Here is a 20,570-nt window from a genome sequence, read left to right on the forward strand (position 1 = left end):
GCGATTTCTTACATCTGTACAGACCGCGGCGAGTCTAGTCGCTCCACCTGGGAACACCGAATGCGGCACAGATCACGTTCGCATCACGGCTGATCAGGCTCCACCGAGAACAGGTCACGCGCCGGAGGGGCATCCGGGCCAAATGTACCATTCGGTGGCGTACGCCCCAGATGGCGCCAGGCCGCCTCGGTGGCGACCCGACCCCGCGGGGTACGGGCGAGGAGACCGGCCCGCACCAGGAACGGCTCACAGACCTCCTCCACCGTGTCCGGTTGCTCCCCCACCGCCACCGCCAGCGTGGACAGGCCAACCGGACCACCCCGGAACAGGTCCACGAGCGCGGTGAGCACCGCCCGGTCCAGCCGGTCCAGCCCCAACGCGTCCACGTCGTACACGGTGAGGGCCGCCTGCGCGGTCTCCCGGGTAACCACGCCGTCGGCCCGGACCTCGGCGAAGTCACGCACCCGGCGCAGCAGCCGATTCGCGATCCGGGGAGTGCCCCGCGCGCGGCCGGAGATCTCGGCCGCACCGTCGGCGGTGATCGGCACACCGAGAATGCGGGCCGAACGATTCAGCAGCGTCTCCAGATCGGCCGGGGAGTAGAAGTCCAGGTGCGCGACGAAGCCGAACCGGTCCCGCATCGGGCCGGTGAGTAGCCCGGCACGGGTGGTCGCCCCGACCAGGGTGAACGGCTCCACGTCCAGCGGGATCGCGGTCGCCCCGGGCCCCTTGCCCACCACCACGTCAACCCGGAAGTCCTCCATCGCGCTGTAGAGGAGCTCCTCCGCCGGCCGGGCGATCCGGTGCACCTCGTCGATGAAGAGCACATCCCCCTCGCCGAGACTCGTCAGGATGGCCGCCAGGTCACCGGAACGCTCGATCGCCGGGCCGCTGGTCACCCGGATGCTGGTGCCCAGCTCGGCGGCGACAATATTGGCCAGGCTGGTCTTACCCAGCCCGGGTGGGCCCGACAGGAGGATGTGATCGGGGGGACTGCCGCGGCGTAGCGCCCCCTGGAGCAGCAGGTCGAGCTGATCCCGGACCCGCTCCTGCGCGATGAACTCGGCCAGCCGGCGGGGCCGGACGCTGGCCTCCGCGTCCCGCTCGGCGTCGCTCACATACGCCGAGACCAGATTGTCGTCCGTCATCCCGACTCCTCACCCATGGCCCGGACGCGGTCGACCGACGCACTCCGCCCACCCGTCATCGGGCCCGGCCCAGCAGTCGAATCGCCTGCCGGAGCAGGACCGGCACCGGGGGCACCTCCCCGTCCACCGTCTCCGCCACCGCGGCGACCGCCTGATCCGCCTGCGCCGCCGTCCAGCCGAGCCCGACCAGGGCCTGCCGCACCTGCTCCGGCCAGTTGCCGGTCGTGACGCCGGCCGCGGCATCGGCACCGACCGGGGCGGGACCGATCCGGTCCCGCAGCTCCAGCACGAGCCGCTCCGCGCCCTTCTTGCCGATCCCCGGCACCCGGGTCAACGCGGCGATGTCGGCGTTGGCGATGGCCGCCCGGACCGCCTCCGGCGCGTGCACCGCGAGGACTGCCTGGGCCAGTCGGGGGCCGACCCCGCTGGCCGTCTGCAAGAGCTCGAACAGGGCCTTGGCGGCGTCGTCGGCGAACCCGTAGAGGGTCAGCGAGTCCTCCCGGACGACCAGGCTGGTGGCGAGGCGGGCGGGCTGGCCCACCCGCAGGTCGGCGATCGTGCCCGGCGCACAAAACACCGCCAGGCCCACCCCGCCGACCTCCACGACGGCGTGGTCGGGACCGGTCGCCGTCACCACCCCCCGGACACTGGCGATCATCGGCCTCCTCCTCGTCGTCGGGCCCGGTCGGCGGCGGTCGCCAACTTCGAGCGGGTGCCACCGCGCCACACGTGGCAGATGGCCAGGGCCAGGGCGTCGGCGGCGTCCGCCGGGCGGGGCGGGGCGGAGAGCCGCAGCAGCCGCGTCACCATCGCGGTCATCTGGGCCTTGTCGGCCTGACCGGAGCCGGTCACCGCCGCCTTCACCTCGCTCGGAGTGTAGGTCTGCACCGGCAGGCCGGCCCGCGCCCCGGCCAGCACCGCGACCCCGCTGGCCTGCGCCGTGCCCATCACCGTGCGGACATTGTGCTGGCTGAACACCCGCTCGACAGCCACGCTGTCCGGCCGGTGCTCGGCCACCAGGGCGGCGAGCGAGCGGTCCAGGGTCAGCAGGCGCAGCGGCAACTCGTCGTCGGGATCAGTGTGGACGACGTGGTAGGCCACCAACGTGCAGGGCCGCCCGGGCACACCCTCGACCACGCCGACCCCGCACCGGGTCAGCCCCGGGTCAACGCCGAGCACGCGCACGCCGCCTCCTCCCCGACCGCCAGCAGTACGTGTGTTCGACACCCTATCGAGATCGTCGGAGCCACAGCCGGCGGGACACGCCGGAGCCCGGCGGGAGGGCGGGCGCCGACCCCGACGGCGGTACGGGCGCCGACCCCGACGGCGGTACGGGGGCCGCCGGAATCCGCCCGATGTCGACGGCGACCACACAGCACCGACGACGAGTATGTGCCGCTACCCCATGTGCGCCTGACCGTACAGGTCGTAGTTTCATCCGCCATGACGGCAGATCCGCGGACGACCCCCCACGTCGTACAGGTCGATCTCACCGGCCGAACCGCCCTGGTGACCGGGGGCGGCAGCGGCATCGGGCGGACCTGCGCCCGCCGCCTCGGCGCCGCCGGCGCCGCCGTGGTGGTGGTGGACCGGGACCTCACCGCCGCCCGGACGGTCGCCGCCGAGGTGGGTGGCCGGGCCGTCGGTGCCGACCTGGCGGACCCGGAGACGGTCAACCGCCTGGACACCAAGGTCGACATCGTGGTCAACAACGCCGGGCTCCAACACGTCGCCCCGGTCCCGGAGTTCGCCGTGGAACGCTTCGAGTACCTGCACCGGGTGATGGTCGAAGCCCCGTTCCTGGTCATCCGCCGGGCCCTGCCGCACATGTACGCCGAGGGCTGGGGACGCATTGTCAACATCTCCTCGGTGCACGGGCTGCGCGCCTCGCCGTACAAGGCGGCGTACGTCTCGGCGAAGCACGCGTTGGAGGGTCTGTCCAAGGTAGTCGCCCTGGAGGGGGCCGCGCACGGCGTGACCGCCAACTGCGTCAACCCGGCGTACGTGCGCACCGCGCTGGTGCAGCGCCAGATCGCCGACCAGGCCGCCCGCCACGGCATCCCGGAGTCCGAGGTCGTCGAGAAGATCATGCTGGGCCGGGCGGCCATCAAGCGGCTGCTCGAACCGGAGGAGGTGGCCGAGTTGGTGGCGTACCTGTGCTCACCACCGGCGGCGTTCATCACTGGCGCGTCCATCGCTCTCGATGGGGGGTGGACGGCGAACTAGGGCAGCGGCACACAATGGCCGTCATGTCCTCGCCGGTGGAGTTCCTGGAGCTACTCGCCCGCGAAGCCGCGGCGGTGGAGTTCGAGGGCCCGCTGGTGGCCGCGCGCACCACCGGCGCAACGCCGGAGCGGCTGGCCGAGCTGGAACGGGCCAAGCAGGTCGCGTTGCGGGTGCGGGCGCTACTGGAACGACGGCGACGCCGGGAAAGCGAGCTCTCCGGGCTGTACGACACCGTCAGCGACCTGGCCGGGCTCCGCGACCTGGACGACGTGCTGCGGGCGATCGCGCGCCGGGCCCGGCACCTACTCGACACGGACGTCGCGTACATGACACTCAACGACGACCGGCGCGGCGACACCTACATGCGGGTGACCGACGGCTCGGTGTCGGCCCGGTTCCAACGGCTACGGCTACCGATGGGCGCCGGCCTCGGCGGCCTGGTCGCCCAGTCCGGCGCCCCCTACGTCACCGCGAACTATCCGGAGGACGACCGGTTCCACCACACCCGCGAGATCGATGCCGGCGTCGGCGAGGAGGGCCTGGTGGCGATCCTCGGCGTGCCGCTGCGGCTGGGCTCGATCTCGATCGGCGTGCTCTACGCGGCCAACCGCTCGGCGCGCCCGTTCGCCCGGGAGGAGGTGGCCCTGCTGGCGTCGCTGGCCGCGCACGCCGCCGTCGCGATCGACACCGCTCGGCTACTCACCGAGACCCGCTCCGCGTTGGCGGAGCTGTCCGCGGCCAACACCACCATCGGGGCGCACAGCGCGTCGGTGGAGCGCGCGGCGGCGGCCCACGACCGGATGACCGCGCTGGTGCTCCGCGGCGGCGGAGTGGAGGAGGTCGCCGCCGCCGTACCGGAGGTCCTGGGTGGAGCGCTACTGGCCCTGGACGCCGAGGGCCGGCTCCTGGCCCGGGTCGGTGAGATCGACGAACCGAGGCGGGCGGAGATCGTGGCGGCGGTGGCCGCGTCCCGGGCCGCGGGGCGCAGCGTGCGTCGCGGCCCACTCTGGTACGCCGCCGTGGTCGCCGGCGCCGAGAACCTGGGGGCGTTGGTGCTTCGCCCGGACGACGAGCTGGTCGATGCCGACCAGCAGATCCTGGAGCGGGCCGCCCTGGTCACCGCGCTGCTGCTGTTGTTTCGGCGGACGGTCGCCGAGGCGGAGGGGCGGGTCCGCGGCGAGCTCCTCGACGACCTGATCGCCGACCCGCCGCGCGACACCGACGCGCTCCGCGACCGGGCCCGCCGACTCGACGTGGACGTGGACACCGCGCAGGTACTGGTCTGTGTGCATGACGGCGCGGTCGCCGCGACGGACTCGGCCCGGCAGCGGACCCTCTCCTGGGCCAGCACCTACGCCGGCACCCGCGGCGGGCTGGCCGCGGCCCGGGACGGGAAGGTGGTGCTGATGCTGCCCGGCTCGGACGCGGGCGCCGCCGCCCGCGCGGTGGCGCGGGACCTGTCCCGGCTGACCGGTCGTCGGGTGACCGCCGGCGGCGCTGGTCCCGCCACCGGTCCGGCCGCGCTGGCAGCGGCGTTCCGTGAGGCGGAGCGCTGCCTGACCGCGCTCGGTGCGCTCGGGCGGGCCGGGCAGGGCGCCAGCGCGGACGAGCTGGGCTTCGTCGGTCTGCTGCTGGGCGCGGTCGATGTCGGCGGCGACCGCGATGTCTCCCGGTTCCTGGCAGCCACCGTAGGGCCTGTGCTGGACTACGACGCTCGCCGGGGCACCGCCCTGGTGCGGACCCTGGAGGCGTATTTCGGGGCGGGGAGCAGCCTGACCCGCGCCGCGGAGCAGCTCCACGTGCACGTCAACACGGTCACCCAACGGCTGGAGCGGGTCGGTCATCTCCTCGGCGGCGACTGGCAGCAGCCGGAGCGCGTGCTCGAGGTGCAGCTCGCACTCCGGCTCCACCGCCTCCGCCAACCGCCCGGCTGAGCCCGAAGGGTTGAGTCCGAAGGGTTGAGTCCCACCCCGGTTGAGTCCCGCCCGGTTGGGTCCGCCCGGTTGGATCCGCGCACGCCGGGCGGCCGGTAGTCAGTCCCGACGCCCCCACCAGCGCCGAGCCAACGCGGCCGCGGTGCCCCAGATGCCCCGCCGGAACAGCAGCACCACCACGACGAAGATGCCGCCGGTGACCAGCCCGACCGCCTCGAAGCCGGCGAATGACAGCCAGTCCTCCAGGCGGACCACGATGCCGGCGCCGAGCACGCCACCCCAGAGGGTGCCGATGCCACCGAGGACCACCACGATCACCGCCTTGCCGGAGGTGGTCCAGTGCAGAACCTCCAGCGAGACGAAGCGATGACTGACGGCGAAGAGCCCACCACCGAGGCCGGCGAGGAAGCCGGAGAGCACGAACACGGTGAGCTTGTACCGGTGCACCGGGTAGCCGAGCGCACGGGCGCGCGCCGGGTTGTCCCGGATCCCGACCAGCACCCGACCGAACGGCGAGTGGACGATCCGCCAGGCGCCGGCCAGACCGAGCAGCACGATCGGCAGGATCGCGTAGTAGAAGTAGTAGTCGTCGGTCAGGTCCAGCCCGAGCAGCTCCCGCGGCACCCCCTGCAGGCCGTTCTCGCCCTGGGTCACCGACCGCCACTCGTTGGCGACGTAGTAGACCAGCTGCGCGAAGGCCAGGGTGACCATGGCGAAGTAGATTCCGGTTCGCCGTACCGCCAGGTAGCCGATCGGCACCGCGAGCACCGCCGCGGCGAGCGCCCCGGCCAGCACCGCGGCCGGAAACGGCAGGCCCAGGTGGATCGCCACCAGACCGGTCGCGTACGCCGACACGCCCCAGAAGGCCGCATGCCCGAAGGACAGCAAGCCGGTGAAGCCGAGCAGCAGGTCCACCGCGACGGCGAGGAGCGCCCAGCAGAGGATGTCCACCGCCACCGCCGGGTACAGACCGTTCGGTAGCCAGAGCGCCACCGCCAGGCCGGCGACGAGCAGCGCGTACCGGACCCACCCGGGGGCCCGGGCCGCCGCGGCCAGGCCACTGGGCACCCCCCGCCCGGCCGGCTCGGACCTGCTCTCCACGGTGCTCGTCATGCTGGCGCCTCCGCCCGGCCGAAGAGTCCGGCCGGGCGCCAGAGCAGCACGGCGGCCATCACAATGAAGACGATCGTCTGGGCCACGATCGGGAAGGCGGAGAGGTACGCCTCGGCCCACGCCTGCACCATCCCGATCCCGAAGCCGGCGGCGACCGAGCCGAAGATCGACCCCAGCCCGCCGATCACCACCACCGCGAACACCACGATGATCAGGTCCGCTCCCATCAGCGGGTTGACGGCGCGCATCGGCGCGGCGAGCACCCCGGCCAGCCCGGCCAGCGCGATACCGAAGCCGAAGACCGGGGTGATCCAACGCCCGACGTTGATGCCGAGCGCCCGGGTCAGCTCCGGCCGCTCCGTCGCGGCCCGAACGACCATGCCGACCCGGGTACGGGCCAGCGCCCACCACACCCCCACGCAGACCGCCACCGCGAAACCGAGGATGAAGACCCGGTACGTCGGGAAGTCGAAGAGCCCGAAGTCAACCGAGCCACGGAGCCCGGCCGGCGCCTCGTACGGGCTGGACTGCACCCCGTACCGGAGCTTCACCAGGTCCTGCAGGATCAGCGTGAGGCCGAAGGTGAGCAGGAAGTTGTAGAGCGGGTCGAGCCGGGTGAGCCGGTGGATGAACGCCCGCTCCAGCGCCATGCCGAACAGCGCCAGGGCCAGCGGCACGACCACCAGGGCGACCCAGAACGGCACCCCCGCCTCGGCCAGCAGCACGTACGCGCCGAAGGCGCCGAGCATGTAGAAGGCGCCGTGGGCGAAGTTCACTACCCGCAGCATCCCGAAGATGACCGCGAGGCCGAGCGCGAGCAGGGCGTAGAACGCCCCGCTGACCAGCCCGTTGAAGGTGCTCTGGAGAAGAGCGGTCACAGCGTGCAGTCCGGGGACGGGGCTCGGAACGCCTCCTCGGCCGGGATGGTGTCGAGGATCCGTACGTAGTCCCACTCCTCGGTGACCTCGGACTGCGGCTTCACCTGGGCCAGGTAGGCGTCGTGGACCACCCGGTGGTCCGCCGCCCGGATCCTGCCGTTGCGCAGGAAGACGTCGTTGACCTCCTTGCCCTCCAACTCGGCGACGATCGTGTCGGCGTCGTCGGTGCCGGCCGCCTGCACCGCCTCCAGATACTGGGTGGCGGCGGAGTAGTTCGCCGCGTGCGCGAACGACGGCCGGGTGCCGGTCTCCTGCTGGAAGCGGTCGGCGAACTCCCGGTTCTGCTGGTCGAAGTTCCAGTACCAGGCGTCGGTGTAGGTGGTGCCGGCCAGCGCCGCCGGGGTGAGCGAGTGAATGTCGGTGATGAACATCAGGCCGACGGCCAGACCCACGCCCTTGTCGCGCAGCGCGAACTCGTTGTACTGCTTCACCACGTTGACGAGTTCCGCCCCGGCCTGCATGGTGCCGAGGACGTCCGGCTTCGGGTCCAGCGTCGCCGCCTTGAGCAGGTAGCTGGAGTAGTCACCGCTGGTGTTCGGGAACGGCGCCCCGTCCTTGCCGACCACCCGCCCGCCGGCGTCGGCGATGGCCGCGGAGAAGCTCTTCTCCATGTCCTGGCCGAAGGCATAGTTCGGGTAGAGGATGTACCAGTTCCGGCCGACCTGCTCGGTGGTGGTCCGGCCCGTGCCGTTGGCCAGCATGTACGTGTCGTACGCGTAGTGGAAGGTGTATTTGTTGCAGCTCTTGCCGGTGAGGTCGGTGGTCGCCGCGCTGATGTTGAAGTAGAGCCTGCGCTTCTCCTTCGCCACGTCGGCGACCCGCAGCGCCGCCGACGAGGTGGGCACGTCCAGGATCAGGTCGACCCCCTGCCGGTCGTACATCTCCTGGGCCTTGCTGTTCGCCAGGTCCGGCTTGTTCTGGTGGTCGGCGCTGCGCACGCTGATGTCCGTGGTGACCGCCCGGTCGCCGTATTTCGCCCGGAAGTCGGCGATCGCCAGCTCCACGGCCGTGACCGAGTTGCGGCCTGACAGCTCGGAGTAGGCACCGGACTGGTCGTTGAGGACACCCAGCACGATCGCGCCACCGGTCACCTTCTCGTCCCCATCGGACTGGGGACCCCCACCACCGCAGCCGGCGACCACGAGCGCCGTGGCCGTTGCCGCCGTGACCACACCCACCGTCCTACGCATGACCATCCCTTCGTCCGCGCACCGCGCGGGATCGGTCCTGAGCTACTCAGATGCCGAGGTACGACAGCAGTTCGCGTTCCCGCGACCGCACCTCGGAGTTCTCCATCGCCGCCGTGACGCGCCCCTCGGCCAGCAGGTAGTGCCGGTCGGCGACGCTGGTGGCGAAGCGCAGGTTCTGCTCCACCAGCAGCACCGTCGCCCCGTGCCGCTTGGCTTCCCGCAGCAGGTCACCGACCTGCTGTACGAGCAGCGGCGCCAGCCCTTCGGTTGGTTCGTCGCAGAGCAGCACGCGGGCGCCCATCCGCAGGACCCGGGCCAGCGCCAGCATCTGTTGCTCGCCGCCGGAGAGCGTCGTGGCGGCCGAGTTGCGCCGCTGGTAGAGGGCGGGGAACGCCTCGTACACCCGCTCCAGCGACCACGGGTCGGGCCCAACGGTGGGCGGCAGGGTCAGATTCTCGGTCACGGTCAGGGTGGCGTAGCTACCCCGATCGTCGGGAACCCAGCCGAGTCCCCGCCGGGCCCGCCGGTCCGCCGACAGGTTGCCGAGCGCTGTCCCGCTCAGCTCGATGGTGCCCCGCCAGCCGGGGTGCAGGCCCATGACGCAGCGCAGCAGGGTCGACTTGCCGGCGCCGTTGCGACCCACCAGGGTGACCACCTCGCCGGGTTCCACGTGGAGACCGGCGTCCCGCAGCACCTGCGCCTCGCCGTACCAGGCGGAGAGGTTCTCAATGCGCAGCATCGGCGGCTCCCAGGTAGGCGGTGATCACCCGTTCGTCGGCGCGAACCTGCTGGTACGGGCCTTCGACGAGGACCCGGCCGGCCTGCAGGACGGTGACGGTGTCGGCGAGCCGACCGACGACGCTCATGTTGTGCTCGACCAGCACCACGGTTCGGCCCTGCCGGACCTGGGCGATCAGCTCGACGGTGCGGTCGACGTCCTCCAGCCCCATGCCCGCGGTCGGCTCGTCCAGCAGCAGCACCATCGGGTCCAGGGCGAGGGCGATCGCCAGCTCCAGGGCGCGCTTACGGCCGTACGCGAGCGCCTCGGCGGGCACCGCCGCCAGCTCGGCCAGGCCGACCATCGCCAACAGTTCGTCGGCCCGATCGGTGTAGCGCCGCATCAGCTTCGCCGACCGCCAGAACCGCCAGCCCAGCCCGCTCGGACTCTGCAACGCCAACTCGACATGTTCCCGGGTGGACAGCTGCGGAAAGAGGCTGGTGATCTGGAAGGAGCGGGCGATGCCCCGGCGGGCGACCTGCTCCGCCGGCAGGCCGGTGATGTCCCGTCCCGCCAGCTCGATCCGACCACCGGTGGGTGGCAGGAAGCCGGTGAGCAGGTTGAACAGGGTTGTCTTGCCCGCACCGTTCGGGCCGACGAGCGCATGCACACTGCCCTCGGCGACCGCCAGGTCAACGCCGTCGACCGCACGGAAGCCCCGGAAGTCGCGGATCAGCCCGTGGGCCGACAGGAGGTCTTGCCTGGCCATCGCCACCCCTCTCCCCGGCCTGGCGACGGACAAAGTCGGTGACTGCGGTCACAGGTCCGTCGGGTGTGCAGGAAACCTACGGCCGTAGATCGAAGAGAGGCTATGTTGCCAGACACCACATTCCGACACCCCGATGCGTGGCCGACCGACGCCCGGAAGGCGGGTTCCGGGGGCCGCCGGACGACGCGCCCAAACGCGGGTTCCGGGGTCGCCCACGAACGCAAGCCGGAGCAGCCGACCGGCGCCTACCCGGTCCGAGCTCAGAGCTTGTTGTGGCTCGTCTCCACCTCCATGGCATGCCGGACAGCCGACGCCACCTTCCCCAGGTTCATCTCGCGGAGGTGCTCAATCAACAGGCCCCGTACACCAGCGAGCGTCTTCGGCAAGACCACCAACTCCAACTCCGAGGGCGGGATGACGGCGCGAAAGCGGGGATCGTTCAGTGCACTTCCGATCAGCCGCTCCGCGATCCACTGTGGTGTCAGCTCTTTCACCACAAAAGTCAGGTGCACGCTGGTCTCCTGAGAATCCCGGGAGTGCGGGTTGTGCACCCATCCCCTGGGGAGCACCAAGACGTCCCGAGCGGCCAGCTCTACTGCCAGGTCTGGGCCAGCTTCCTGCCACTGCTTGGTCCACCCGTCGTCCCAGAGGCTTGTCGACATCGAATGGTCACGCCATGGCGCAGGGACCTTAGGCTCGAACAATTCCCAGGTCTTTATACCCTCCAGCTGCACCACAATCCCAAGATACTGATCCCAGTGATAGTCAAGCCCCTGAGCGCCCGGCGGTGTAATGAATGCGGTGACATAGCCTGAACAGCCGGTCTCCGCCTGAATTCCTACGCAAAGGGCACTCATGGCCGGGTGCCAGCGGTTAAGTTCACGGAGTTGGATGGTACAGCCACGCTCTAGCAGGAGTTGGGCACTTGCCGGCATCACCCGATCGTCCAGTGTGAACCGACTCGGATGAAGCCCCTCACCCTGATAATAGATGTTGACGTAGTCGCTCGGCGCGCAGCCCGTGTCCAAAAGGTTCCGAATCGTCTGGGCATTGACCATCCGCCCGATCGGGCTAGCTGGTGGTAGCTTCAACGTGTATGGGCGCTCCGGCCATTCTTTGATAATGGCGGCTGCAGCCTCGACCCCGAGGATAAATTCGAGGGACATAATTCTCCCAAGCATGGAAATCAGGTCGGCGGCAGTGGGCACGGCATGCCCACCTTGTGGCGGTGCGGGCAACAGATCACCGCAAGTGACACAACTCTGTTTCCGCTCACGCTTGCGGTGTAGTGCCAGATTGCGTCCGCTCCACCCAGCAACTCGGCGCGCGTGCACTCCAGGCGCACCGCCTTGTCCATGACGCTCAGCGCCGAGTCGGGGGGCTGCTGCTCGTACATGCCCGCGAGCCAGTCCAACGCTCCCCGTACGTCAGTCCACGTCCGCTCACGTCGGGTCTGGTTGGTTCGTAGCAGATAGTGGCCAGTTTCCAACGGCGGGAACGTTGCCCGTAGGAACGCAGCCGTCGCCGCATCACCAGGACTCAGCCCAGGCCGACGTTCGTGATCATGCTCTCGCCCGAAGAGCTGATGCGGGCCTATCCATGGACCGTAGCCGTGCCAGTGATGCGGCATCTTTCCCCCTGAGTAGAGGCTGGCCGCGCTACCGCGCGGCCAGCTCGGGCAGTCAGATTCCGTTGGCGTCAAGCCATTCAGCAAAGTTGCGCAGCTCGGAGCGGTCGAACCGCAGCAGCGGGGAGTCCGCCCCCAACTTCGAGTCACCGAGGATCACTGCCCCATCGGTGCCGGGAAGGATCGCTGCTGCGACGCAGCTTTCCATGGTGTTCGTGATACCGCCGCCGCAGAGTTTGCGAAGGTTGACCTCGGAGGCATCGACTGCGTACAGGTCGAGCGGTTCCATGAAAGGATCCCTTCAGGTGTGTGCCACACTGCGTGGATTCGTTCCACGCGCCGGGTGGTGCGCCTTTCGTCCCGGCCTGGCCGTCCGCTATCCACGGAGACGACCAGGCCGGACGTTTCAAGAGGACTCGGTACAGGCGATCCGCGCTGCCGATCGCCGCGACAGGCGGGCCAACTGATCGTCAGCCCAGTCGAGCTGCGGGCAACTATCATCATCGACGCACTTGGGACAGGTCGAACCCCAATGGTTACGAATGATCAATTCAAGCGCGTGCAACACCAAATCCAGATCCACCGACTCGGCAGCGCTGGCCAAGGAACGATCTGGTTCGGCTGTTTGGTGATCCCTTGCCACCGTCCATGCCAGAAACCGCTCCGTAAGCCCATCTGGCGTCCTTCCATTAAGCTGACGCAGCTGATCAGACGCCTCATTCAAAAGGACGCCAAGATAGGTTAGTAGGGCTGATTTCCTCCCGCGGAACTCGGCCAACAAGACAAGCCGCGCCGGTTGACAGGGCCAGTCGACACCGCACGCCCGACACCGCCAGAGCGGACGCATTGGCTGGTGTGGGATCAGCTTGCGCGTCACTGTGTTGGCCGACGGTCGCCACGTGCCCGAAACTGCCCCGCCAGCGTGAGGCAGCCGGCCCGGCCCGCCCGAATGACCGGTAGCACCTCGGTCGGACGCGGGGGCAAGTTAAGCCCGGGAACGCGCTTGACTAGTGACGGTGCAACGGTTCGCACCGACCGGAGCTGAGTGAAGTGCACGTTACCTCCCTTCTTGGAAGGGCTACCCCGGGACATAGGAAGTCCAGGGGCAGCCCCGCAGAATCCGCCCCAAGCCGTTCGCCTGGTCGGAACAGATCCGCATGGTGACAGTCTGGCGAGGACGCATTACTCTCGAAAGACCATCGCGCTGTCTGACGCTTAAGTAATAGTTGTGCCCCCCTAATGTGCAGAGACGTACAAGCGAGTGCAGAGGTGTACAGATGACTCGACTGCCCATGCTGGAACTGTTCGCCGGGGAGATGCGCCGGCTACGGGTTGATGCTGGCCTTTCTCAGGAGGCACTAGGGGACCAGATCAACTACTCGGCGAGCTTGGTGGCCGCCGTTGAGCAGTGTCGACGCCCTCCACGAGAAGAATTCACCATGCGCTGCGACAAAGTCCTTGCGTCAGGGGGGCTACTTGGACGAATCAGAGAATCTATCGTCAAAGAATCCCTAATGCCCTGGTTTCGCGAGTGGGTGACGATCGAACGGGAAGCCACCGCACTGTGCTCGTTCCAGCCCCTTGTCCTTCCCGGCCTGGTCCAGACCGAGGCATACGCACGAGCTCTACACGAGGGTGCGAGTCACCTGGTCGGGGATGAGATGGAGCAGCAGGTTGCTGCACGGCTGGCTCGGCAGGAGATCCTGCACCAGGAGTCCCCGCCCCTACTGGTCGCGGTACTCGACTACACCGCCCTGGAGCGCCCGATCGGCGGGCCAAAGGTGATGCGTGAGCAGTTGCTCCACCTCAGGGAAGTGGCCACTACGCCGAAGGTGCACCTACATCTAATCCCCAGGGGTACGGGGGCCTATCACGGATTGAACGGGGCGTTCGTCATCGCGACACCGCCCGAGGGTGAGGATATCGCCTACCTGGACAGCCAGTTGCACGGCACGATCGTGGAGCGCACGGCGGACGTACACTCGCTGCGGCAGACCTGGGAGTCTGTGCGGGCCGAGGCGTTGCCCCATGGAGCCACCCTCAACTTGATCTCGGAGGCAATAGAGTCATGGACCTGACCGGTGCCGTGTGGCACAAGAGCACCTGGAGCAGCGGCAACTCCGGTGACTGTGTGGAGGTCGCCGACAACCTTCCTGGCGTCGTGGGCGTTCGAGACAGCAAGGACCCGACCGGGCCGGCGCTGGTGTTCGGGCCAGCGGCATGGCGAGCATTCGTAACACACACCAAGCAGCACTGATCGTCAACAAAGGCCCGACTCCCCGCGAGTCGGGCCTTTGTTGTCGGCCACCGGAGCCGAAGCGGACGCCTCGGGCGGCCAGCCGGTCAACGCGGTGAGGGCCCGATCGACATCGTCCTCGCTGGAGTAGATGTGGAACGAGACCCGGACCCGGCGGCACACACCGCCGTGCGGGCTGGCGGGTCACTCCGGGTTGGAAGCGTTTCACCGCACGTCTCGCAGGTGCAGGTGGTAGAGAATGGCATTCGTTGGTAGGGGTGTTGTCGGCCGGGAGTAGGAAACGATGCACGGAATCTGTCAGCGGGTAGTCCGTGGCACTGGCCGGGTGGGGCGCGTCCTCGCTGGATGGTTCTTTCTCGCGTTTGCGGTGACGGTGACGCAGGCGCTCAGCGTATGGCCCGCGATCGCGCAGTCCGGACTATCGTCGTCTGTCGTCGCGTCGGACACCGTCCTCGCCTGGGGCCAAAACACCGACGGCCAACTGGGCGACGGGACCACCACCGACCGCAGTACACCCGTCGCCGTCGACCTGCCCACGGGCACCACGATCACCGCCATAACCGGCGGCGACAGCCACAGCCTGGCAGTGACCTCCACCGGCATCGCCCTCGCCTGGGGCGAAGGCTCGGCGGGCCAGTTGGGTGACGGGAGCACCACCGACCTGAGCACACCCGTCGCCGTCGACCTGCCCACGGGCACCACGGTCACCGCCATCGCCGGCGGTGGCAACCACAGTCTGGCGAAAACCCCCACCGGCGCTGTCCTTGGCTGGGGTAACAACTTCGATGGTCAGCTGGGCGACGGAAGCACCACCGACCGCAGTACACCCGTCCCCGTCGACCTACCCACAGGCACCACGACCACCGCAATCGCCGGCGGCGACAGCCACAGCCTGGCAGTGACCTCCACCGGCACCCTCCTCGCCTGGGGCAAGAACAGCGACGGCCAACTGGGCGACGGAACCACCACCGACCGCAGCACACCCGTCGCCGTCGACCTACCCACAGGCACCACGATCACCGCAATCGCCGCCGGCGACGACCACAGCCTGGCAGTGACCTCCACCGGCACCCTCCTCGCCTGGGGCGAAAACGGCGATAGTCAGCTGGGCGACGGAACCACCACCAACCGCAGCACACCCGTCCCCGTCGACCTACCCACAGGCACCACGACCACCGCAATCGCCGCCGGCGACGACCACAGCCTGGCAATGACCTCCACCGGCACCGCCCTCGCCTGGGGCAAAAACAGCGACGGCCAACTGGGCGACGGAACCACCACCAACCACACCACACCCGTCCCCGTCGACCTACCCACAGGCACCACGATCACCACCATCGCCGCCGGCAATAGTGGTGACCACAGCCTGGCCCTCGTCGCGCCACCGACGTCCACCACCACCTTGCAGGTCACACCACCAAACCCGACAGCGGATCAGGATGTCACCCTGACCGCCACCGTCACCTGCAACGTCGACACCCCCACCGGAACCATCACCTTCCGCACCAACGCCACCACCCTCGCCACCACACCCCTGACCACCGCCACCGCCAGCCACACCGCCACCCTGCCCGCCGGCACCCACACCCTCACCGCCCACTACACCAGCACCAACACCTGCCCCAACAGCCAATCCACACCCACCACCATCACCATCGCCCCACCACCCGACGACCCCGACCTGCCCATCACCGGCCCCAGCCTGCCCACCACCATCGGCGCCGCCACCCTGCTCACCCTCACCGGCGCCACCCTCATCCACCTCACCCACCGACGCCGACCAACACACGAGAACCAACATCGAGGATGACCTCGGTGTGAACGTCCCAGAAATGTGTCGCCCACCTCCCCGAGCAGCACTGAACATCAACAGCACAGGCCCGACCCGCAGGGTGTCGAGCCTGTGCTGTTAGCCAACGCCGCCGACGGCGGGCACGCACGGGGACGCCTCGGGCGGTCAGCCGGTCAACGCGGTGAGGGCGCGATCGACGTCGTCCTCGCTGGAGTAGAGGTGGAACGAGACCCGGACCCGGCCGGCGCGTACCGCCGCCCGTAGGCCGGCGCGCTCCAGCCGCGACTGCGCCTCCGGCACCTCGGCGGTGGTGATCGCGCTGTCGCCGGGCGGCAGCCCCAGGCCGGCGCGGAATCGGTTGGCCAGCGCCACGTTGTGCGCGTGGATCGCCGGCACCCCCACCTGCAGCAGCAGCTCCAGGGCGGGAGCCGCACCGATGTAGCTGAACCAGGCCGGGGCGATGTCGAAGCGGCGGGCGCTGTCGGCGAGGCGCAGCGGCGGACCGTACAGAGATGTCAGCGGGTCGGCTCCGGCATACCAGCCGGCGGCGTCGGGGCGCATCCGCTCCCGCAGCTCGGGCGCGTAGTACGCCAGGGCGGTCCCCTTCGGGGCCAGCAACCACTTGTACGCGGCGAGAACGACCACATCCGCGAGCGCGGCGTCGAACGGCAGCCAACCGCAGGCCTGGGTGGCGTCAACCGCCACCAGGGCGTCGTGTGCTCGGGCCGCGGCGACGATGTCCGCGTACCGGGCCACCGCGCCGTCGGCGGACTGCACCAGGCTGAACGCGACCAGGTCGGTGTCGGCGTCGATCGCGTCCACGAGACCCGCCAGCGGAACGGTACGCACCCGGACGCCCCGCTGCTCCTGGGCCAGCCAGGGAAAGAGGTTGGAGGTGAACTCGACCTCGGGGACCAGCACGGTCGCCCCCGCCGGCAGCGCCGCGGCCACCGGCGCGAACAGCTGCGACGCCGCGCTGCCGATCGCCACATCCGGTTCGGGGACACCGACCAGGCGCGCGAACGCGGCCCGGGTACGTGCCTGGGCCTCGTCCCAGCCCTCCCCTGTCACACCCATGTTCCCCGTGCGCCAGCCGGCGAGCGCCTCCTGCAACGCCGCCCACGCCGGGTCGGGCGGCAGCCCGTAGCTGGCGGTGTTCAGCCAGCCCTCATGGGGCTGCCACAGCTGCTGTGCCTGCTTGATCTGCATGGCACCGACGCTAGCGACCGGGCCCGCCGCCGCGGAGGACCAATTCGACGCGGGCGGCACCGGCACCGGGCGGAGGTCAGCCCACGTTGGCCGGGCCCAGGACGCTCTTCAGGTCGGCCATCAGGGCGGTCGTCGGCGCCACCCGGAACGGGCCGAGGCGCAGCCGGGTCACCTTGCTGCCGTTGAGGAGCTTGACGTGCACCTCCGCGTCGCCCGGGTGCAGCACCAGGGTCTCCTTGAGCCGCTCCACCAACGGCGGCGTGCAGCGGGTCACCGGGATGGTGAGGGTGACCGGCTTGTTGGCCGAGTTGCTGCTGACATCCGGAATCGACATGTCCATGGCCATGATCCGCGGGGTGTCGTCCCGGCGGTCGACCCGCCCCTTGACCACCACGATCGCGTCCTCGGCGATGTACTCCCCGATCACCTCGTAGGTGTTGGGGAAGAACAGCGTCTCCACCCCGCCGGCCAGGTCCTCCAGCGTCGCCGACGCCCACGCCCGGCCCTGCTTGGTGACCCGGCGCTGCACCCCGGAGAGGATGCCCGCGAGGGTCACCACCGTCCCGTCGGGGACGGTCCCCTCCTCGGAGAGGGCCGCGATGGTGGTGTCGGCGGCCGCACCGAGCACATGCTCCAGCCCGAACAGCGGATGGTCGGAGACGTAGAGGCCGAGCATCTCGCGCTCGAAGGCGAGCTTCTCCCGCTTGTCCCACTCCCCCTCGCCGATCACCGGCATCACCGTGGTGCTCTGTCCGGCGTCGGTGTCGGCGAACCCGGCGCCGAAGAGGTCGTACTGGCCGACGGCCTCCTTGCGCTTGACGTCGGCGTACGCGTCGATGGCGTCGGCGTGCACCGTGAGCAGGCCCTTGCGGGAGTGGTTGAGCGAGTCGAACGCACCTGCCTTGATCAGGGATTCAATGGTCTTCTTGTTGCAGACGACCGCCTCCACCTTGGACAGGAAGTCGTAGAAGTCGGCGTAGGCGCCCTTCTCCCCCCGGCAGCGCATGATCGAGGTAACCACGTTCGCGCCGACGTTGCGGATCGCGGCCAGACCGAACCGGATGTCCCGGCCGACCGGGGTGAACGGCCCGGCCGAGGTGTTCACATCCGGCGGGAGCACCTGGATGCCCATCCGGCGGCACTCCGACAGGTAGAGCGCCATCTTGTCCTTGTCGTCGCCCACCGAGGTGAGCAACGCCGCCATGTACTCGGCCGGATAGTTCGCCTTGAGGTAGCCGGTCCAGTACGACACCAGGCCGTACCCCGCGGTGTGGGCCTTGTTGAACGCGTAGTCGGCGAAGGGGACGAGGATGTCCCACAGGGTCTGGATGGCCTCGTCGGAGTAGCCGTTGCCGCGCATGCCGTCGCGGAACGGCACAAACTCCTTGTCGAGGACCTCCTTCTTCTTCTTACCCATCGCCCGGCGCAGCAGGTCGGCCTTGCCGAGGCTGTAGCCGGCGAGGACCTGGGCGGCGCGCTGCACCTGCTCCTGGTAGACGATCAGGCCGTGGGTGGGGCCGAGGATCTCCTCCAGCGGCTCGGCCAGCTCCGGGTGGATCGGGGTGATCTCCTGGAGGCCGTTCTTGCGCAGTGCGTAGTTGGTGTGTGAGTTGGCGCCCATCGGGCCCGGCCGGTACAGCGCCAGAACGGCGGAGATGTCCTCGAAGTTGTCCGGCTTCATCGTCCGCAGCAGCGACCGCATCGGCCCACCGTCGAGCTGGAACACGCCCAGGGTGTCGCCCCGGGACAGCAGCTCGTAGGTCGGCTTGTCGTCCAGCGGCAGCTGGAGCAGGTCGACGGTGCGCCCGTGGTTGCTCTCGATGTTCTTCAGCGCGTCGTCGATGATGGTCAGGTTGCGTAGGCCGAGGAAGTCCATCTTCAGCAGCCCGAGCGACTCGCAGGTCGGGTAGTCGAACTGCGTGATGATCGCCCCGTCGGCGTCCCGGCGCATCAACGGGATGTGGTCGACGATCGGCTCGGCGGACATGATGACCCCGGCGGCGTGTACCCCCGTCTGCCGGATCAGTCCCTCGATCCCGCGGGCCGTGTCGATGACCTTCTTGACGTCCGGGTCGGACTCGTAGAGACCACGGATCTCGCCGGCCTCCGCGTACCGGGAGTGCTTCGGGTCGAAAATACCGGTCAGCGGGATGTCCTTACCCATCACCGCCGGTGGCATCGCCTTGGTGATCCGGTCGCCGACCGCGTACGGGTAGCCGAGCACCCGCGCCGAGTCCTTGATCGCGGCCTTCGCCTTGATCGTGCCGAAGGTCGCGATCTGGGCGACCTTGTCCTCGCCCCACTTCTCCGTGACGTATTTGATCACCTCACCGCGCCGACGCTCGTCGAAGTCGATGTCGACATCCGGCATCGAGACCCGCTCGGGGTTGAGGAACCGCTCGAAGATCAGACCGTGTGGCAACGGGTCCAGGTCGGTGATGCCGAGCGCGTACGCGACGAGTGAACCGGCGGCCGAACCGCGGCCCGGCCCCACCGCGATTCCCTCGTTCTTGGCCCACTGGATGAAGTCGGCCACCACGAGGAAGTAGGACGGGAACCCCATCTGGATGATGACGCCCAGCTCGTATTCGGCCTGCTTGACGTGGGTCTCCGGGACACCGTTCGGGAAGCGGCGGGCGAGCCCCTTGAACGTCTCCTTGCGGAACCAGGACTCGTCGCTCTCCCCCTCCGGCACCGGGAAGACCGGCATCAGGTTCCGGAAGTCGAACATCCCGGCCGGGTCGACCATCTCCGCGACCAGCAGGGTGTTCCGGCAGCCGGCGAGCCACAGCTCGGAGGAGTCGACGGCGCGCATCTCGTCGGCGGACTTGATGTAGTAGCCGCTGCCGTCGAACCGGAACCGGTTCGGATCGGCGACGTTCGCCGCGGTCTGCACACAGAGCAGGACGTCGTGCGCCTCGGACTGCGCCTGGTAGGTGTAGTGCGAGTCGTTGGTCACCACCGGCGGGATATCCAGCTTGTGGGAGATCTCCGTCAGCTCCTGGCGGACCCGGCGTTCGATGTCGATGCCGTGGTCCATCACCTCCAGGAAGAAGTTCTCCTTGCCGAAGATGTCCTGGTATCTCGCGGCGGCCTTCAGCGCCTCGTCGTACTGGTCCAGCCGGAGCCGGGTCTGCACCTCGCCGGAGGGGCAGCCGGTGGTGGCGATCAACCCCTCGGAGTGCTCAGCGAGGAGCTCCGCGTCCATCCGCGGCCACTTGACGAAGAAACCCTCGGTGAACGAACGGCTGGTCAGCTTGAACAGGTTGTGCAGACCGACCTTGTTCTTCGCCCAGATGGTCATGTGGGTGTAGCCACCGCTGCCGGAGACGTCGTCGCTCTTCTGCTCCGGCCGCCCCCAGCGCACCCGCTTCTTGTGGAACCGCGACTCCGGCGCGACGTACGCCTCGATCCCCAGGATCGGTGTGACGCCGGCCGCCATCGCCTGCTTGTAGAAGTCGTTCGCGCCGTGCATGTTGCCGTGGTCGGTCATCGCCACGGCGGGCATCCCCTGCCGGTTGACCTCGGCGAACAAGTCCTTCAGCCGGGCCGCACCGTCGAGCATCGAGTACTCAGTGTGCACGTGCAGATGCGCGAACGAATCGCCCATGCGTGGCCCCCCGGGTCGCTTCATGGGTGGTGAGAAGAA

General features: G+C 69.1%; 18 protein-coding genes and 1 pseudogene. 6 read left to right on the forward strand and 13 right to left on the reverse strand.

Annotated elements, in window-relative coordinates; translation table 11 throughout:
* Positions 1-83: 83 nt before the first annotated feature.
* From ruvB to ruvC, 3 genes are read right to left on the reverse strand one after another with little or no spacing between them, the layout of a single operon-like run.
* Positions 84-1,148, reverse strand: coding sequence for a Holliday junction branch migration DNA helicase RuvB (gene ruvB / locus H0524_RS14990; RefSeq protein ID WP_018725631.1), 1,065 nt, complete (start codon positions 1,146-1,148; stop codon positions 84-86).
* 55 nt (positions 1,149-1,203) lie between these two features.
* On the reverse strand, positions 1,204-1,806 hold the full coding sequence (ruvA, locus tag H0524_RS14995; protein WP_180199185.1) for a Holliday junction branch migration protein RuvA: 603 nt from the start codon (positions 1,804-1,806) through the stop codon (positions 1,204-1,206).
* Positions 1,803-2,333, reverse strand: coding sequence for a crossover junction endodeoxyribonuclease RuvC (gene ruvC, locus H0524_RS15000; protein ID WP_018725629.1), 531 nt, complete (start codon positions 2,331-2,333; stop codon positions 1,803-1,805). The genes ruvA and ruvC overlap by 4 nt, the downstream gene beginning before the upstream one ends.
* A gap of 258 nt (positions 2,334-2,591) precedes the next feature.
* Between ruvC and H0524_RS15005 the strand changes: the two genes are divergently transcribed.
* Both H0524_RS15005 and H0524_RS15010 read left to right on the forward strand, forming a co-directional pair.
* Positions 2,592-3,374, forward strand: coding sequence for a 3-hydroxybutyrate dehydrogenase (locus tag H0524_RS15005; RefSeq protein WP_018725628.1), 783 nt, complete (start codon positions 2,592-2,594; stop codon positions 3,372-3,374).
* Between the two features lie 14 nt (positions 3,375-3,388).
* Positions 3,389-5,308, forward strand: coding sequence for a helix-turn-helix domain-containing protein (locus tag H0524_RS15010; RefSeq protein ID WP_180199186.1), 1,920 nt, complete (start codon positions 3,389-3,391; stop codon positions 5,306-5,308).
* A gap of 99 nt (positions 5,309-5,407) precedes the next feature.
* Here the strand turns inward: H0524_RS15010 and H0524_RS15015 are convergent, their stop codons facing one another.
* From H0524_RS15015 to H0524_RS24890, 8 genes are all read right to left on the reverse strand, one after another.
* A complete protein-coding gene (locus H0524_RS15015; RefSeq protein ID WP_180199187.1) occupies positions 5,408-6,421 on the reverse strand; it encodes a branched-chain amino acid ABC transporter permease in 1,014 nt (337 codons plus the stop codon).
* On the reverse strand, positions 6,418-7,299 hold the full coding sequence (locus tag H0524_RS15020; protein ID WP_180199188.1) for a branched-chain amino acid ABC transporter permease: 882 nt from the start codon (positions 7,297-7,299) through the stop codon (positions 6,418-6,420). Before H0524_RS15020 ends, H0524_RS15015 begins: the two co-directional genes overlap by 4 nt.
* Positions 7,296-8,555, reverse strand: coding sequence for an ABC transporter substrate-binding protein (locus H0524_RS15025; protein ID WP_180199189.1), 1,260 nt, complete (start codon positions 8,553-8,555; stop codon positions 7,296-7,298). The genes H0524_RS15020 and H0524_RS15025 overlap by 4 nt, the downstream gene beginning before the upstream one ends.
* A gap of 40 nt (positions 8,556-8,595) precedes the next feature.
* Positions 8,596-9,288: an ABC transporter ATP-binding protein gene (locus tag H0524_RS15030; protein WP_180199190.1), complete on the reverse strand. Its 693-nt coding sequence runs from the start codon at positions 9,286-9,288 to the stop codon at positions 8,596-8,598.
* Entirely contained in the window at positions 9,275-10,036 is a 762-nt protein-coding gene (locus H0524_RS15035; protein WP_180199191.1) for an ABC transporter ATP-binding protein, read from the reverse strand. Before H0524_RS15035 ends, H0524_RS15030 begins: the two co-directional genes overlap by 14 nt.
* 260 nt (positions 10,037-10,296) lie before the next feature.
* Entirely contained in the window at positions 10,297-11,244 is a 948-nt protein-coding gene (locus H0524_RS15040; protein ID WP_309225116.1) for a JmjC domain-containing protein, read from the reverse strand.
* Positions 11,245-11,718: 474 nt separating this feature from the next.
* Entirely contained in the window at positions 11,719-11,952 is a 234-nt protein-coding gene (locus H0524_RS15045; protein WP_180199192.1) for a DUF397 domain-containing protein, read from the reverse strand.
* 117 nt (positions 11,953-12,069) lie between these two features.
* Positions 12,070-12,510, reverse strand: coding sequence for a flavin reductase (locus tag H0524_RS24890; RefSeq protein WP_255435981.1), 441 nt, complete (start codon positions 12,508-12,510; stop codon positions 12,070-12,072).
* 469 nt (positions 12,511-12,979) lie between these two features.
* Here H0524_RS24890 and H0524_RS24895 point away from each other — a divergent pair.
* From H0524_RS24895 to H0524_RS15060, 4 genes and pseudogenes are all read left to right on the forward strand, one after another.
* Positions 12,980-13,114: pseudogene (locus tag H0524_RS24895) on the forward strand (multiprotein-bridging factor 1 family protein); the annotation flags it as partial.
* A 63-nt stretch (positions 13,115-13,177) separates the two neighbouring features.
* Positions 13,178-13,741, forward strand: coding sequence for a DUF5753 domain-containing protein (locus H0524_RS15050; protein ID WP_255435982.1), 564 nt, complete (start codon positions 13,178-13,180; stop codon positions 13,739-13,741).
* Complete coding sequence (locus tag H0524_RS15055; protein WP_180199194.1) at positions 13,732-13,920, forward strand: DUF397 domain-containing protein; 189 nt, start codon at positions 13,732-13,734, stop codon at positions 13,918-13,920. Before H0524_RS15050 ends, H0524_RS15055 begins: the two co-directional genes overlap by 10 nt.
* 283 nt (positions 13,921-14,203) lie before the next feature.
* A complete protein-coding gene (locus H0524_RS15060) occupies positions 14,204-15,730 on the forward strand; it encodes an Ig-like domain repeat protein (RefSeq protein ID WP_180199195.1) in 1,527 nt (508 codons plus the stop codon).
* A 147-nt stretch (positions 15,731-15,877) separates the two neighbouring features.
* Here the strand turns inward: H0524_RS15060 and H0524_RS15065 are convergent, their stop codons facing one another.
* Entirely contained in the window at positions 15,878-16,921 is a 1,044-nt protein-coding gene (locus H0524_RS15065) for an aminotransferase class V-fold PLP-dependent enzyme (protein ID WP_180199196.1), read from the reverse strand.
* 76 nt (positions 16,922-16,997) lie between these two features.
* Positions 16,998-20,531, reverse strand: coding sequence for a DNA polymerase III subunit alpha (dnaE, locus tag H0524_RS15070; RefSeq protein WP_180199197.1), 3,534 nt, complete (start codon positions 20,529-20,531; stop codon positions 16,998-17,000).
* Positions 20,532-20,570: the final 39 nt, after the last annotated feature.

Origin of the sequence: Salinispora sp. H7-4, assembly GCF_013416675.1 — a bacterium.
Taxonomy (GTDB): Bacteria; Actinomycetota; Actinomycetes; order Mycobacteriales; family Micromonosporaceae; genus Micromonospora; species Micromonospora vitiensis.

Excerpts from the sequence above, each read along its gene's own strand:
- dnaE (WP_180199197.1), bottom strand. The coding sequence starts at position 20,531 with ATGGGCGATTCGTTCGCGCATCTGCACGTGCACACTGAGTACTCGATG.
- H0524_RS15025 (WP_180199189.1), bottom strand. The coding sequence starts at position 8,555 with ATGGTCATGCGTAGGACGGTGGGTGTGGTCACGGCGGCAACGGCCACG.
- H0524_RS15005 (WP_018725628.1), top strand. The coding sequence starts at position 2,592 with ATGACGGCAGATCCGCGGACGACCCCCCACGTCGTACAGGTCGATCTC.
- ruvB (WP_018725631.1), bottom strand. The coding sequence starts at position 1,148 with ATGACGGACGACAATCTGGTCTCGGCGTATGTGAGCGACGCCGAGCGG.
- H0524_RS15050 (WP_255435982.1), top strand. The coding sequence starts at position 13,178 with ATGCCCTGGTTTCGCGAGTGGGTGACGATCGAACGGGAAGCCACCGCA.
- H0524_RS15060 (WP_180199195.1), top strand. The coding sequence starts at position 14,204 with ATGCACGGAATCTGTCAGCGGGTAGTCCGTGGCACTGGCCGGGTGGGG.
- H0524_RS15045 (WP_180199192.1), bottom strand. The coding sequence starts at position 11,952 with ATGGAACCGCTCGACCTGTACGCAGTCGATGCCTCCGAGGTCAACCTT.
- H0524_RS15065 (WP_180199196.1), bottom strand. The coding sequence starts at position 16,921 with ATGCAGATCAAGCAGGCACAGCAGCTGTGGCAGCCCCATGAGGGCTGG.
- ruvA (WP_180199185.1), bottom strand. The coding sequence starts at position 1,806 with ATGATCGCCAGTGTCCGGGGGGTGGTGACGGCGACCGGTCCCGACCAC.
- H0524_RS15055 (WP_180199194.1), top strand. The coding sequence starts at position 13,732 with ATGGACCTGACCGGTGCCGTGTGGCACAAGAGCACCTGGAGCAGCGGC.
- H0524_RS15030 (WP_180199190.1), bottom strand. The coding sequence starts at position 9,288 with ATGCTGCGCATTGAGAACCTCTCCGCCTGGTACGGCGAGGCGCAGGTG.
- H0524_RS15015 (WP_180199187.1), bottom strand. The coding sequence starts at position 6,421 with ATGACGAGCACCGTGGAGAGCAGGTCCGAGCCGGCCGGGCGGGGGGTG.
- H0524_RS15035 (WP_180199191.1), bottom strand. The coding sequence starts at position 10,036 with ATGGCCAGGCAAGACCTCCTGTCGGCCCACGGGCTGATCCGCGACTTC.
- H0524_RS15010 (WP_180199186.1), top strand. The coding sequence starts at position 3,389 with ATGGCCGTCATGTCCTCGCCGGTGGAGTTCCTGGAGCTACTCGCCCGC.
- H0524_RS24890 (WP_255435981.1), bottom strand. The coding sequence starts at position 12,510 with ATGCGTCCGCTCTGGCGGTGTCGGGCGTGCGGTGTCGACTGGCCCTGT.